General features: G+C 42.5%; 10 protein-coding genes. 1 reads left to right on the top strand and 9 read right to left on the bottom strand.

Features of this window, described 5'->3' with window-relative positions:
- Positions 1 to 78: 78 nt before the first annotated feature.
- The 9 genes from CLV59_RS22470 to CLV59_RS22430 all read right to left on the bottom strand — a co-directional run bounded on the left by CLV59_RS22470 (position 79) and on the right by CLV59_RS22430 (position 12,553).
- Entirely contained in the window at positions 79 to 1,794 is a 1,716-nt protein-coding gene (locus tag CLV59_RS22470) for a biosynthetic peptidoglycan transglycosylase (protein ID WP_111594332.1), read from the bottom strand.
- Positions 1,791 to 3,038: a glycosyltransferase family 25 protein gene (locus CLV59_RS22465; protein WP_111594331.1), complete on the bottom strand. Its 1,248-nt coding sequence runs from the start codon at positions 3,036 to 3,038 to the stop codon at positions 1,791 to 1,793. The genes CLV59_RS22470 and CLV59_RS22465 overlap by 4 nt, the downstream gene beginning before the upstream one ends.
- A gap of 18 nt (positions 3,039 to 3,056) precedes the next feature.
- Positions 3,057 to 3,590: a M15 family metallopeptidase gene (locus CLV59_RS22460; RefSeq protein WP_111594330.1), complete on the bottom strand. Its 534-nt coding sequence runs from the start codon at positions 3,588 to 3,590 to the stop codon at positions 3,057 to 3,059.
- Positions 3,591 to 3,607: 17 nt separating this feature from the next.
- A complete protein-coding gene (locus tag CLV59_RS22455; protein ID WP_111594329.1) occupies positions 3,608 to 4,519 on the bottom strand; it encodes an HlyD family efflux transporter periplasmic adaptor subunit in 912 nt (303 codons plus the stop codon).
- Position 4,520: 1 nt separating this feature from the next.
- On the bottom strand, positions 4,521 to 6,725 hold the full coding sequence (locus CLV59_RS22450) for a peptidase domain-containing ABC transporter (protein WP_211324021.1): 2,205 nt from the start codon (positions 6,723 to 6,725) through the stop codon (positions 4,521 to 4,523).
- 8 nt (positions 6,726 to 6,733) lie between these two features.
- Positions 6,734 to 9,874 (bottom strand): lantibiotic dehydratase, encoded by a 3,141-nt coding sequence (locus CLV59_RS22445; protein WP_111594327.1) that lies wholly within the window; start codon positions 9,872 to 9,874, stop codon positions 6,734 to 6,736.
- A 7-nt stretch (positions 9,875 to 9,881) separates the two neighbouring features.
- Entirely contained in the window at positions 9,882 to 11,069 is a 1,188-nt protein-coding gene (locus CLV59_RS22440; RefSeq protein ID WP_111594326.1) for a lanthionine synthetase LanC family protein, read from the bottom strand.
- Positions 11,070 to 11,122: 53 nt separating this feature from the next.
- A complete protein-coding gene (locus CLV59_RS22435) occupies positions 11,123 to 12,286 on the bottom strand; it encodes a lanthionine synthetase LanC family protein (protein WP_111594325.1) in 1,164 nt (387 codons plus the stop codon).
- A 72-nt stretch (positions 12,287 to 12,358) separates the two neighbouring features.
- Positions 12,359 to 12,553 (bottom strand): class I lanthipeptide, encoded by a 195-nt coding sequence (locus CLV59_RS22430; protein WP_111594324.1) that lies wholly within the window; start codon positions 12,551 to 12,553, stop codon positions 12,359 to 12,361.
- Positions 12,554 to 12,802: 249 nt separating this feature from the next.
- Here CLV59_RS22430 and CLV59_RS22425 point away from each other — a divergent pair, with 249 nt between their 5' ends.
- Positions 12,803 to 15,205 carry an outer membrane beta-barrel family protein gene (locus CLV59_RS22425; protein WP_111594323.1) on the top strand — a complete coding sequence of 801 codons (2,403 nt, stop codon included), beginning with the start codon at positions 12,803 to 12,805 and terminating at the stop codon, positions 15,203 to 15,205.
- Positions 15,206 to 15,227 lie beyond the last annotated feature (22 nt).

The raw sequence follows: 15,227 nt of genomic DNA, 5'->3' as shown, positions 1-15,227 counted from the left end.
TCTCACTCGATACCTGCATAAATCCTGGCTGTTTTAGCCAGGATTTTTATGTTTTAGCGCTTTTTATTTATCATTGCGCTACTTACCAAATGTGATGGTATAATTATCCCATCTCTTAGAAAATACCACCTCTCTCAACAAACTGTCATACGTCTCGTCCGTAAGAATGCCATACTCTTTCAAAAAAAGAGACACATTCCTGCAATAGGTCGATAAGTTCTTTTGTAACTGACTGGATCGGATCAACAACGCGTCATTAAAGAAAACCGGGCGGGGTAAAATATAAGTCAATACAACACAATCGACAAGATTTAGCTCATGCAACTGCTTCCCGAAATAATAATTCGCACCTTCTTTTACGCCATAAATATTAGGCCCCAACTCTACAATCTGTAGATAGATATCCAGTATACGAGATTTGGAAATACCCGCATGATTTTCCAATAGCAAGCTGAGTACAACCTCCTCCACTTTTCTTATCAAAGATTTATCCGCTGAAAGGAACAGGTTCCTGATCACTTGCATTGTAATCGTGCTGCCACCACGAGAGAATTTTTTCTCTTTTATATTAGTCACGATGGCCTTACCAATGAAATAAGGAGCTACCCCTTTATGCTGTAAGAATGCCCGATCCTCGCAGAATACAATAATCCTTCTTAACAGTTGGTACCCGTCTGTATTTTCATATTTATCAAAGTATCCATTTTTTACACGCAGCTTTCTGACAGCCAGTCCATCTTTATAAGCCATCTGCGTGAAAGGATAGTTTAACTGGTCCAATTTTAAAACCGTCAGATCGCTTGCCATGAAGTCATAGTCCTGCACAAACACATCAAATTTATGCCCGAATACATTGTCTAAATTCAGACCCAGATTAGTAATGATGGTGATCCCGCCCTCACTCTGTATACTTTTAATATCGGTGACCAGATAAGGGAAGAGCCAGGCCATCGTATGTTTGTCCAGCCGGGTAGCAACAACGATATTTAACACTTTGGACAGGTCATAGGTCAGCGTATTAGCTATTTTGAAAGGCATATCGCCAATCGCTATATCCATATCATTCTCTACAGTAGTCTGATTGATTTTTATTTGATCCGTCACTTGAAAACCTGCAACAGATACTGGGATTGGTGAGATCTTACGGGTATTGCATAAGAAGGACTTTCCATCCAGCGAATAATGTATTAACAGCTCCTCATTACTATGAGTTACGCGGCCCGTAATATCTATACTTTCCACATTCAGCCTGCTGCCTTGAATCGCTGCATGTCCTTTTATACTGATCTCATTATCCGATGGAGTCAGCTCACCCCGAAACTGCATCTTTTCACTCCTAAACTGAAAGTTAAACTGTACCTGCTGCGCACTAAATACCACATCCTGCAACACAAAATGTTTCCAGGTGATACGCTGAAATGCAATAACTGTAGATTGCTGAAAAAATCGATTTAAATAGATATGAATGAATCTAATATAATTTTTTTTCGGGAGATGCGCAGGCTGCGGATCTGCAGCTGTCGCTTGTTGAGACGGTTGCTGTAATACATCCGCTATCCCGCATTTTACACTTACAATGAGGAACCGCTTCCTCGCCAGCAGTAATAATAGCGGATTATTGACGGTTATCTCCACTTGGTCCATATTCACATGTTTCCCACCAAAAGAAAAACTGATTCCCCGCATTGTTACCTTTCGGGGAAAACGAAAACTGATCTCCTGGTAGTTGAATTGCAGTCGGGAAGGAATCCGTTGATGAATAATCTTTCGAAACAGAGATGCCAGTACTTTCATCGGTGGGATATTTTTTCTTTAAAAACAACTAGTTGATCATAGGCTCGTTGTATGACCTGTATCCTGGCGGCTCCTTTTCTGTCCTCTTTTCCGGGAGACATAGGCGCCAACAGCATTTTATAGATCGTCTGTTTGGACAAAAGATAATCCAGGTTTTCCGGCGTAATATTTTCTGCGATTTGCAGCATAGTCGGATAGAAGGAAGGGAATATCACCAATAGGGAAGACCGTGAGAATGAACTTACCCAAAAACGATGGCTGGTAATAGGGAACGATTGGCCAAAGTCGTCACATCCAATACACAAACAATCCGCTCCATCCTCCATCGCCCCTCTGATATTCGTCATTAAATACGCTAATTCAGATGTGGTCAGTAAACTAAATCTTTCTCTTGCAATGATAAAAAAATCCAGTTCCAGCTGAACGGCCTGCTGTATATACTGATGCAATGCAGACAATGGCGCCGCCGCGCCAATAGTATTCAGATTCCTGATATATGCAGGATATTCTTCCATAGCGGCAGTTGCTGAAAGCGCGGCTATGGTGAGCACGGGCAATTCGAAAGAGGGTTGTCTCCCCGACGGCTGCGTTTTTACTATATCTTGATAGTAGGCACTTATGGAAGCAATACTGGCAATCTCCGCAGAAATCCGGTCAAAATGCCGTGTCACAACGCCCGCTTCATTATTTCTTTCCGTAGTATCTGAATAGCCAAACTCCTTTTGTTTGGAAATAAAAGGATGCAAAAGGAATATTTTTTCGGATAGCTCCCAAAACTTTAAATCAGCGGCATCTCGTTCTGAAAAAACGGCGTCCAAAATTTGATCAAAGAATTTATGGAATACCACACAAAATTGTAATCCGGTAAACCGCTCTGTCCAACATAGATTTTCTGTTACAGGAACGAAGCCTTGAAACCAGCTAACCCCACCCAGAAGGGCATCGGCTTGTAGTAGCTGGCATTGCTGAATGGTATCCAACAATAACGCAGTGGAGTAATCGTCTGTAAAGTAATGGTCGTCTTCACAAATAATTCCATACGCCATATCCATGGCTTTCATATGACTTACCACCTGTCGTATGGTCTTCCATAATCCCATTCTGCCATTCGTTTCTTCAATGGCTTCTACTACCTGCAGTTGAAACTCATCTCTGCCGGTAAATTCAGCAATGGTATGTGCTTTACGCTCTGGCCTTTTCTTCAGGTTAATAGCAAATACCGGGATAGGATGCATAGGCGCCATGATACATTAGTTTGTAGATTAGGAGAAATATTCTTCCATTACGTCATTGATCATTTTCAGGGAATAGCAGACCAGCGGAGAGGCCTCTTTCCTTAACTGAACATGTACACCATCCTGAATACTGTCCCAGAAATAGCCCGCTTCCAATCCCAGCTTTCGTGCTTCCGTTGCATATACTTTGTAACCATTCCTGTTATCCGCATCCAGATAGGCAATATCCCATATGTCACGGCCATTAAGCGACCAATAGCAATCCATCGCTTCTCCCCATTGATGCCAGGAACATCCAGGCAAAGCATTCGTCAGTGACTGATGGCGTTGCTGCGGCGTGGCCTTATCAATGCATTCCAGCAGAAATTGACAATCCTGCTGTAGTAAACGCTTCCGGGTATCATGGATATCGGCCGCGCTCCGTCCGGCTTTCCAGTGATTGGCCTGCACTGCAGGCGTGCGCAGCTTTTCATAAGGCACCATGATGATACCTTGCTGCCGGCAGTTTTCCAGCAATTCTTCGGCTAGCGCCCCAAATTCATCTGTAAGCAGGTCGAGCATTTTATGCAGGATGAAAATTAAAAAATCCGGTTTTTTCCTATGAACGTATTGAGCAAGCTTTTCTCATACACAATGATCTCTCCATGCCCTTGTAATTGATAGGTGGTGTCAATTTTTAGCCCTTTATCTGTCACTAAACCATTCAGCAAGGAAATACGGATCAAATATAAATTGTCTTTCTTCCCATTTAACTTCGCCTCCACACTGCCCAGTATATATCCATATTCTTCCACAGGAAATTGATCCAGCTTTATTTGTACTTTCTGTCCCACTTTGATTTTCGTTAAATCATGCTGCGTAATCCAGGAATATGCAGTAAAAGTGCCATTTTCAGGCAAAATCCTTCCTAAATGACCAGAATTGGATGATGGATTATCATAGACCGTATTAAAGGCAATTCTGCCAGCAACAGGACTGCATATCAGGTAATGCTTTTCCCAAGCGGATATACTGGCAAGGAGACTGTCTTTCTCCGCAGCCTGCAAATGGGCAGGATGCATGGAGCGAAGGCGTGTATAGGCAGTACCGAATTTACCCAGACTATCAGGAATCACTTGTGAAAAGTCGCCAGACATCAAGCTGGATTTCAACTGTAGTAGGCTAGTATAACTGATGTCCCTGTCTAAGTTAGCTATTGGCATCCCTTTACGAATGGTGGCATTATCTTTCACTAATAAAGAAATATCGCTGCTACTGGAAGCGCCATCAATATTCACCGGTTGTTTGGAATAGAAGATATCCACCGGACTATTAATTTTATAAGGCGATTTGATGAAAATACTGGCAACAAAGAAGCAAAGGAATATTGCGCCAATAATGAGATTGGCCCATAACAGGATTTTCCGGGGTGGTCTGCCAATGATATCTTCGTTTACATCATCGTAATAATCCGGCTGTTGAGAAGCGATATGTTCAAAGTTGTTTTGCATATTATTGACCAAGTTCCAGTTGATTCTTTACCAGTTCATAATATTTTCCCTTCCTCGCTGATAACGCATCATGATTGCCCACCTCCGCAATTTTTCCATCTTCCAGTACAATGATCTGATCTGCATGCTTTACGGTACTGAGTCGGTGCGCTATAATGACCACCGTCTTGTTTTGAAAGAATTGGTGGAGGTTTTTCATAATTGTTTTTTCGTTATTGGCGTCCAGTGTGTTGGTGGCTTCATCCAGGAAAATAAACTTTGGATTTTTGTAGATCGCTCTGGCAATGAGTATGCGTTGCCTTTGCCCTGAGCTGATACCATTGCCGGCGGCCCCTAGTTTGGTATGTACGCCCAGGGGAAGATTATCCACGAAAGTCCTGATATTCGCTATTTCAATAGAACGATGCAGTCGCTCCTGGTTCACATCTCCCTCTACTGCAATATTTCGCTCTACGGTATTGGAGAAAATAAATCCGTCTGTGAGTACCACACCGCATTTATTACGCCACCATTTGGTAGATATTTTTGCCGCATCAATACCATCTATATGAATTTCACCAGCAGTAGGCTCATAGAACTTCAGCAGTAATTTCATCAACGTAGTTTTTCCACTACCGCTGGAGCCTACAATGGCGGTAACTTTCCCATATGGAATGGTGAGCGAGAGGTCCTTGATCACCCACGGTGAAGACGGCCCGGAATACCGGAAGCTCACATTTTTTATTTCAATAGCGGGAGAGAGGGCATTATCCTGGTCTACTTCAGGGAATAACGTCTCCTGCTGCAGCTGCTCTTCATTGGGAATAGTATGTATTTCACTGAGTCGCTCCAGGCTTATTTTGGCGTCCTGGTAGTTTTTCAGGAACTGAAATAACTGATTGATAGGACCGTTCATCTGTCCGATCACAAAAGTGATACTGAGCATCATACCGAGGGAAATCTTGCCATCAATCACTTCTTTGGCGGCCAGAAACGAAATGAAAATACTTTTCAGCTGCACAAAGAAATAAGACCCTACATTTTGAACCTGGCTGAGACTCAAACTTTTAACGCTCACCTTGAATAGCTGCGCCTGAATACGTTCCCATTCCCAGCGATTACTGGATTCGCCATTATTCAGCTTAATATCGCGCATGCCCGTTATGATCTCTATCAGCTTACTTTGATTATTCGCCAGGTGCTTAAATCGTTCATAGTCCAGCGCCTTGTTTTTCTTCATGAAAACAAGTATCCAGATGACCGACAAAGCAGTGGCAAAAAGAAAAACCAGGAGAATAGGAATGCTGTATATCCCCAACACGACCGCGAATACCACGAAGTTAATCATGGAAAACAGCGTGTTGAGAGAAGTACCGGTTAAGAATTGTTCTATTCTGGTGTGATCGTTGATGCGTTGGGAGATATCGCCAATCAACTTGGCATCGAAGAATTTAATGGGCAGCTTCATCAATTTAATGAGGAAGTCGGATATGATAGACACATTAATCCGTGCGCTCATATGCAACAGCAACCAGCTGCGGATAATCTCGATGGCAGTAGATCCCAGGAAAAGCGCCAGCTGACCAAACAGGATCAGGTATACGAAGTTTATATTCCTTCCGTTTACCCCCAGATCCACCAGGTTTTGCGTTAAAAATGGAAAAACCAGGGATAACATACTGCCTACCAGCATCCCCAGGAATATCTGTACCAGGTATCTTTTAAAAGGTTTGGTATAACTTAAAAGGAATTTTAAGCCTGGCTTTTGCTCCGTGTTTGCTTCCGCTTCAAATAAGTTATTGGTGGCTTCAAAAATTAAAGCGATGCCCATTTCCCGGCTGCCAATCCAGGATTTTTCAAACTGGTCCTGAGAGAGCTGTATCAGTCCACTTGCAGGATCGGCAATCAGGATCTTCTTCTTCCTGGAAACGCGTTTGGGTTGTGGTGGCAGCACCACAAAATGTTCCTGGTTCCAATGCAATATACAAGGAGGCTTGACCTCATTCATCAAGTGTTCGGTAGTTAATTTGGCGCCATAGGTTCTGAACCCTAACTTCTCTGCCCCCTCACTGATGCCCTTTAAATTAACGCCTTCTCTCGTTATAAAGCAATATTCTCTAATCTGCTGCAAAGAGTATTCCCTGCCATAATATTTGGCAATCATCTTCAAACAAGTTGGACCACAGTCCATCTTATCCAATTGCCGATATGTTTTGAACGCACCCATCATGAAATTCAGTTAGCGACATTTATAGCGTTGGTTTGCTGATTAGCTTTATACAAGCATTTTTTGTAATAATTGTAGAGCAGACTATACACCAGTAGTTCATTCTCTCTTGGCTTAAAGGGGAATAATCGGATGAAGTGCATATGAATCAGACTGCTCACGATGGTATGTAAATCCCCAGTGCTCCTGGTTTTTGCTTTGAATTTCTCGTGAAAACGCCGTACGGCCGACTTATACTCAGCAACCCTATTGTAATAACATTCTTCTTCTGATAAACTTTCAAAAAGTCCAGGTTGCTCCTGCATCAGGTTTTCTACCATCTGCCTGTTTTGCTGTTCAATGGCATCCAGCCCTTTTCTTAATCCTGCTACTTCCATCACCTTAAACTCTGCTTCATAAGCGCTACGTATTCGTTTCAGCAACTGAAACTTTTCCTCCAGGGAATAGGAGAGCCCTTCCAACATCGCGTCGATATTCTTTAAAGCGATAAATGGAAGTTCTACCCGATTATTGGTTTTCAATAACCGGAACAGATGCAGTAAATACATGCTGTCGATCTCAAAGAATATTTCCGCATCCCGTATCATGACCGGGCCATATCTCAGGCTTTCCCTGGTATAAGTGTCCAGCTCAATTCTCCATAAAGAATCGTTTTCTTCCAGATGGGGAAAGAGCTCTCTAATCCGATGGAGAATCGCCATTTTATCAGCATTACGGCGACATTTAAGCCTTAATCTTAAATGAGGCTCCGGATCTTTATACCATAAGAAGAAAAAGCGTACGATCTTCTTTTCCAGCTGTAGGTGATGAATACAGTGCGGTAGTTGTCTTTTTAATAATTTCTCATTAACAGGCAGGTTGTAATATAATTTTATATATAACCAGTCATCTCCCGGTTTGAATTTGGTCCTGATAGTGGGATGGACAGTGGTCGCCGCCAACAGGGGCGCTACATCAACAGTAGTTTCCTGCCTGCCGGTATTTTTATACATCGCAATGCATTCCGCATTAAAGGCGTTCCCGTCTTTATCCGTGATCCATCCGGCTTCCGGATTAAAAACCATTTCTGTAAGATGAACCGGCACGTTGGGATGTTGCTGAACTATTTGTAGAAAATCAGCTACAGACACCGGATCTGTCCAATGAAGCAACCCTTTCTCCTGATCAATGCTGTATTCCACCCTTTCAGGAAATTGCCATTGGCGTCTGAAGGAGGAAATAATTTCTGTAGAGAGACACGTGTCTCCCAATACAATAAAATCACTGGAAGCCATGTTCCAACTGGCTTTTTGCAGGATTACCTGTCCTAGCTGTATCCTCGGAATAAAGCTGGCATATGGAAAATCCAGATGTAATTCCTGCCGGGGCGTTATGTGTTGAAATTGCAGATCCCCCAGGAATTGAAAAAGTGCGATAGTATTTTTATTGTAATTGAGTGCGTTGGTGATGTACGGAATAACCCGCTTTTTATGCTTTTTAGAGAACAGGATAAATTGATCGTTCACCATCGTTACCCAGAGATCCTGTAACCTGATCACCTGATCGGGGTCAGCTCCTGCCTGTGTGTAAACGGGAATCTCATTTTGGCGAAATACTGGCCGGAAGGAGATATTGGCCATTCTTGTGTCAGGAAGATGAATCACCTCCGCCACAATGCAGTCCTTATAAACAGAGGATTCATAGTCATCTATTGTTTTCAAAGCCTCCGTAACGGCATCGCAGCCCTGATAAAACCTGGAAATGAGGTTCCCGCCAGAACTGTTTCCCACTGTATATAAAGAAATAAGTCCCTCCCGGAAATCTTCAATGGTAAAAATGATTTGCCCGGTAACCGATAAGCGGTGTACATGTTTTTTGAATCCGGCAAAATCGCTCATCGCCAAATTCACCGTATACTTTTGTGTTGCCCAGGCCTGCCAGACTTTCTTTCTAATCAAATCCTTGGCTTCATCTACAGTGCTATTACTGCCGCTATTTTTTTTATGCAGCATCACTAGTATATCCTTAGACAGCAAAGCGTTTTCAATCTGTGCCGCCGTCTCATCAGGCTGTATACCACATTCCGGGTCAAACATCGTTAGCAAAGGAATCGCCTGGCTCTCGAATTTTTCCAGAAATTTCCGCTTCGACTCCGCCAGGGAAGGAATGTAGAAATTCGGATTCAGCATGCCCAACAGATCAACTGCAGCTAATAACGAAGCGCCTATAGCGGAGGGTAACTCAAACTGTTCATTTGCAAATGCCTCTGCCTGCAGAAACACCTTCCTGACGGGAATCTCCTGTTGCTGCAGTAATTCTTTTATGTTGGAATAACAGGTGTTAAAGTCTGCCGGTGCAGCATTTTCCAAATGTGCCAGTGCTGCTTTCATTTGGTGCAACCAATCCACCATTGCCGTTATAAGATGATCCGCAACAGGAATAGCAGTGAGAATGGCAATAATCCTGTCCAGATTAGGCGTCCCAGACAATGTCAGATTGAGCTCCGATACCAGTAACTGTTCCTGGATCAGGCTTTCTATAAATTCAACGGCATCAGTAAGCGGGTATTGATGCAGGATGGTATCTTGGATAATAGTTGTGATGGTCGCGCCATTTGCTGCTACCAGGAGTATATCCGTCAGTATCTCGGAATCATCTACGGACGACAACTTATATATGCTCTGACCGCCCTGCTGGGAGCGTTCGTAGTATCTGTATTTTCCGTTGTTTTGATACAATGTATTATTCGAAAAATAGCGTAGCTGTCTGCTGATATTTTGGTGCTGCAATAATTTGTTTACAATGGCCTGTATCACTTCCGCATCCAGATTGGCAATAATATTCTTTTGAGCAGGAGTGTAATAAGTATTAGTGGTTTCTTCCTGCCAGCTGCCATGAGCGATGGTGGTGAAAAGTCCGTATGGGGTCGACTTTGTAGCCGTTCTCAGCATATAATTGTGTAACGACTTTTTAAGCTTCTGCACTTTCCTGGCATCCTTTAAATTCCCTTTTTTATAGGCTGCCATCATTTCATACAGAGCAGGGTTGGCTACTTGTAAACTGTTAATGAAATCATGCTGATGGATGAAATCATCTACGTTTACAGCATCCGCTGTAGTAGGGAATTTGTTTTGAGGAATTCGTATAAAAAAGCGGTCTAATAGTTCCATAATAATGCTAGTTCAACAATATCAATTCACTCCAGTTATTGGCCTTTGGGTTATATGCGGTTAATAAGGAAAGAATAATGCCTGGGATACCGGATAGCAACGAGTGCGCATGGTGCTTTAATTCGTATGCATGACTTGTCCAGTAATCGTCCGGAATATTTTCCAGTTGCTGTAAGGTGTGTTGTGTCCACTGTTGATGAGCATCCAGGAAGGCGGCATGCCCGGTTAACTGGTGGAGGTATGCATAATATTGGCTGATGCCGCAAGCGCCGTGACACAGAAAAGGTTCATCTGCACGAGTAGCGGCAATAGTATTCTTGCCTACAATATTTTCGAGTTTCTCATAAGCGAAATTTTGGTAGGCAGGCGCCTGAAGGATATGTCCTGCTTTTAACAAAACATGCAAGGTGTTTAATTCACTAAAGCACCAGCCCACTCTGCCCTGATAAAGGATTTCATCCTTGTGGTGATTGAAAGATCCTAAGAAGGCATGGTGTTCAGACCGACAATATTGCCGGTTGAGAGAAATGATCTCATTGATGGTGGAGTGCAGCGGTATGATATATCCCATTTTCACCAGGTCGAGGAATACCAGCAGCATGGAAGAAACGCCATGTGCAATTCCAAAGTGTACCTGTCCTTCATCTTGCTCTGCTCTTTTGTTGTAAAATTTATTTATCAGGAGATAACTGTCATTATTGGCAGCACTTTTTTCTTGCAGCTTGCGCAGTAGCGTTTCCAGGAAAGGTTGAATCGCCGGATCTGGAAGTCGCTGACTAAAATAGGCGATTGCGCCCATCGGACCGTAAAAGAAATCAAGATTGTCGCTGTCAAGCTGTAGTTCAGCCCATTGAAATATAGTGGCGTCAATATCGGCCAGGCTGCTCAGATCAAATTCAACGAAACCGTGTTTGGTAAGGTGATTGACAACGGAAGTTAATCCGGTCATCCCAGTGAGGAACGATTGTGTTGTGAAATCATTTTGTGTACCTGTTTGAATATTGGTGAAGATTTCTTCCAGTAGTTGATGGCCGGCAGCGCTCCATGTTTCATCCTGTAGATATCTGCCGCAATAGAAGGAACTCAGGGCCAGACATAGCCGGCCTTGAGAAAGCGCATCATGGGTCACAGGTACCTGATTGGCAATATGTTGGAGATGATATATTTTCTGCCTGATTATTTCTCGGGTGTCCATTGATTCCTGATTTATGAAGGAGCTGCTGTGGAACGATGATGTTCTGTTATTGGCTATAGTTGAAAATAATTCTCGGAATGAGGAGCATAGGCACTGTCAGATACAGACATCAGGAACAGTGAAATTCCTATCAGCCCTTCTGTATAACTAATGTTTGTTTCTTTTTTTTGCTGGTTCCATACGCCAGGATAACCAAAGTAGGGTTGCTGTGCATCGAATCGATCGATGATATGTGTTACCAGTCGCTGGTAGGTCTGCATACATTTTTCATCCTGTAACAGCTGTCCTGTTTTTCTATATAACATCGCTAACCCACTCCATCCGTATAGCAGGCTGAAACCTTCTGTGAACAGACTGTCATCGAAGATGCGGTCGCATAAGGCATGCAATATTTTTAGCAGATGTGCGGAGTCTTGTTCCGTTTTAAGAAGACTGTACAGCGTTCCCAGATCGCCGTAACAATAGTAGTTAGGAAACCTGGTTCTGGGGGTGGTTTCTTCCATCATAATAGGGAAGAAGAGCGGAGCATTTGACTGCTCATTTACCAGGATGAAATGCCGGGCAGCAGCTATTAATTCATTACAACGATCCACCGCCATTCCAGCTTCGCGGACCTGTTGCAAAAATAGTATCACGGAAGCATTGCCATGGGAAATGCCCAAGTACACAGCGGGCACTTGTTTCAATTGGGATATCCAGTAAATGCCGCCATCAGGGCCTGCCTGACTGCTGGTGTATATGATGTCTACAATCTGATTAATCAGGGAATCCGCCTGAGTACAGGCTTCCCGACGAAGCAAATAATAGTAGCCATATTTTATAGCGCCATTCGCAGGATCAATATTGTTGTTTTGAAGTGCTTCCGATAGTGGCTTCTCTAATACCGCATCAATATCTTCCAATGTGGAGGTAAGGTCGGCATCTATCCATTCATAGGTAGTACACATGGACAGAAAGGAGCCAAATTCAGCCAGTTCTTCAAAGAGAGTAGGGCCGGTATATCCAGTATTCATCTTCTCGAATATCTGTTCTATGGCTGAAACAGCGCGGGTAGTGTGTGCTGAAGAGTCCAGGTAACGGGCGGCAGCAAAGTTATATAAGGATAATCCGGATAAACCTGTCTTAATACCAATATCATTAAAACTTCCTGCTTCCTCTTGCAACACAGCATCCATCGCGTGAATAATAGGTGGAATTTTGGAGTGCTCGATCTTCATAGGCGCCAAATAATCTGATAAAGAAAAGCTGTTTAAGAATACTCTTAAACAGCCTTCCCAAGATTTACAATCTTAGCAATTGCAAGAATTTTTGTCGCAAGAAGAAGCGCCTTGCTGAGATTGGCAAGAACCTTCTCCGCATGAAGTGTCCGCATCAACTAAACCGCCGATTACGTTCTTCATTTGCTCGTCGTTTAATCTTGAAATTGTTTCTTTGTTCAGGGATAATTTAGGTAAGCCTTTACCTTGGTTGTTTTGAGATTCCATAACTGAGGGTTTACAAGAAAAATAAATAATAAGTATCCTTAACAATATACAAAATAATTATATAAATTGTACTGAATAGATCTTTTTTTGTAGCGCAATTTTATTGCTAGACAACTTGAAGATTTAGCGCATATTATATATAGGAAACTCAAAATAATTAGTAATTTTCTACCTACCGGTACTATATTTTTGTGAATCTAGTGCTGAATTAAAATATGGATCATCATCCATAACCCTTAGTCTACGTTTATGAAATCCTTATTCCCGATTTTGTGTATACTTTTTTGCACGCATTATACATTAGCCCAGGAAACGCCACTGCCAATGAAAATGGTGGTTATCAGCCCTGATAGTGCAGGTATTGAAGGTGTAACAGTGAAAGTCAATCAGAAAGGCAAAGAACTAGTGTCTCTTACTAACAGTAAAGGAGAAACGAATATGATGCTGCAACAAAACGCTGCATTCACCATCACCTTGTCTCATATCGGATTTAATTCCCTCGTCGCAAAGAATGAAGGCAGTAATCATGAGTTACTGTTGAAATTCATGCTTACTCCTAAAAACAAAGAGCTGAAGGAAGTCAACGTGGTGGCAGAGAAGCCAATGATCACCATGGATATGAATAAGATCATTCTCTCTGTTGACAAGAATAAAGTAGCCGGACAATCAGTCGTTGATATGTTAAAGAAAGCCCCGGGTATCACCATTCAGAATAACATTATCTTATTCGAAGGAAAGCCTATTACTGCACAAATGAAAGGAAGAACCATTCATTTGTCGGCTTCCATACTGACGGACTTCCTCGGCGCTACCGCTGCTGCAGGCATCAACGAAATAGAAATCATCACCGTTCCGCTAGCCAATACAGACGCTTCTTTCACAAGCGCCATTGTAAACCTGAAACCGGCACAACTGCCAGGCAATGGCTATAACACAAATGTGAGCCTGAAAATAGGAGCCAGAGAAGAATTCGGTAATGGCGGTATTGGAACATCCGTGAATTTTAAACATAATAAGTTATCAGGACTCGTAAGTCTCAACTACGCCAGAGATCCTCAGCTCAGTAAGGGGGATGTAACCCGCCACCTGATACCTACGGTCAATAGTAAAACTACCCTCATCCAGGAAAATAACAACAGTAAAAGCACCCCGGAAAATATGCCATTATCACTTAGCCTGGAGTACGCGCTGAGTCGTAAAAGCCAGATAGGCACTGTTATTAATGGAATGCTTTCCCGTACGCCTACTGACCGTTTCAGCGCCTCGTATACCTTCACCCATAATCAACCTCCCATGCCGGCGGATTCACTCGTTAGTATGGATGCCAGACAACTAAAGAAAAACCAGTATGGGGCCATCGACCTCTATTATAAAGTGAAACTGGATTCCCTGGGGCAGGAGCTAAGCATGAATGTCGCCTATTCTAAAGTACACGGCACTTCCGGCAATCAACAACAATATGACTATTTCCTCCAGGATGGCAGTATCTACCAGGACCCGTCTTTCCTCCTCCAGGATGCAGTATTGGACCTGAGCACAAAAAGTATACAGGCAGACTATACCAAACCTTTCGGAAAAGTGAAATTTGAATCCGGTCTGAAATATGGATGGACAAACGTTGACCAGGATCTTAATCAAACAATCATTAATAAAAATGGAACCTCAAATCTGATAGATGCACCCGTTTATCAGGAAAATATCTTCGCCGGTTATGCCAGTATCTCCGGTGCATGGTCTGGTATTTCTTATGCACTAGGTATACGTGGAGAAAATACCGCCATTAAAAGTTTTCCCCTGGAAATTTACGGCGGTAACAACACCAGCTACTTTAGATTATTTCCCACCTTACTGTTGTCGAAACGGAAAGGAAAACATAACCTGGTATTGACGTATAAGAAAAGTATAGAGAGACCAAAATTCTACCGACTGACCAATTTCAAAAATTATACGAGCCCTTTCTATTACTATACTGGTAATCCGGCCCTGCAGCCTTATTTCCAAAATGCTACCCGCTTATCCTGGACGATTGCCAATAAATACCAGATAGTAGCCAGTTACACCTGGTACAAGAATAACATGCTGGAATATGAAGAACTAGATACCATCAATAACATTACTAAAGGACTAATCGCCAATAACGGCACCTTCAAGAATATCAGTGTGAGCCCAGGCTATTTTGGAAATATTACTCGCTGGTGGTATACGAATTCTGGCTTCAGAATTACCCAGAAATATATCAGATTCGTCACCGATGGTGAAACAGTAAGCATCGATAATACCAGCTATGGAATTAATGTCTCCAATACTTTTACGATTTCTAAAAGTATAAAACTGGAGATGTATGCCTATTACAGCTCGCCTACTTATTTCAGTGCGTCCAGAACGGAACCATTTTACTTCCTGGATCTAAGCGTGTATAAAAATATACTAAAAGGAGCAGGACAAATATCCCTGTCTGTGAGTGATGTTTTTTATACGAATATCAACAAAATGCATGCGCAGTATGCGCTCGTAAGTTTTGATTCCCAAAACCGCTGGGATAGCAGAAATGTTGTGGCCGGATTTAATTACCGATTCGGTAGTAAAAACTATAAAAATAACCAGTTGAAGAAAGGCTCTGCCGCTGATGATATTAAGAGCAGATCCTACTAATAACCTCTATTAATCATTCATA

Source organism: Chitinophaga dinghuensis (genome assembly GCF_003259435.1).
Lineage (GTDB): Bacteria > Bacteroidota > Bacteroidia > Chitinophagales > Chitinophagaceae > Chitinophaga > Chitinophaga dinghuensis.
This window is presented reverse-complemented; position numbering and strand designations above follow the sequence as displayed.

Coding starts and splice junctions, on each gene's coding strand:
- CLV59_RS22470 (WP_111594332.1), bottom strand. CDS start 1,794: ATGAAAGTACTGGCATCTCTGTTTCGAAAGATTATTCATCAACGGATT.
- CLV59_RS22465 (WP_111594331.1), bottom strand. CDS start 3,038: ATGGCGCCTATGCATCCTATCCCGGTATTTGCTATTAACCTGAAGAAA.
- CLV59_RS22460 (WP_111594330.1), bottom strand. CDS start 3,590: ATGCTCGACCTGCTTACAGATGAATTTGGGGCGCTAGCCGAAGAATTG.
- CLV59_RS22455 (WP_111594329.1), bottom strand. CDS start 4,519: ATGCAAAACAACTTTGAACATATCGCTTCTCAACAGCCGGATTATTAC.
- CLV59_RS22450 (WP_211324021.1), bottom strand. CDS start 6,725: ATGGGTGCGTTCAAAACATATCGGCAATTGGATAAGATGGACTGTGGT.
- CLV59_RS22445 (WP_111594327.1), bottom strand. CDS start 9,874: ATGGAACTATTAGACCGCTTTTTTATACGAATTCCTCAAAACAAATTC.
- CLV59_RS22440 (WP_111594326.1), bottom strand. CDS start 11,069: ATGGACACCCGAGAAATAATCAGGCAGAAAATATATCATCTCCAACAT.
- CLV59_RS22435 (WP_111594325.1), bottom strand. CDS start 12,286: ATGAAGATCGAGCACTCCAAAATTCCACCTATTATTCACGCGATGGAT.
- CLV59_RS22430 (WP_111594324.1), bottom strand. CDS start 12,553: ATGGAATCTCAAAACAACCAAGGTAAAGGCTTACCTAAATTATCCCTG.
- CLV59_RS22425 (WP_111594323.1), top strand. CDS start 12,803: ATGAAATCCTTATTCCCGATTTTGTGTATACTTTTTTGCACGCATTAT.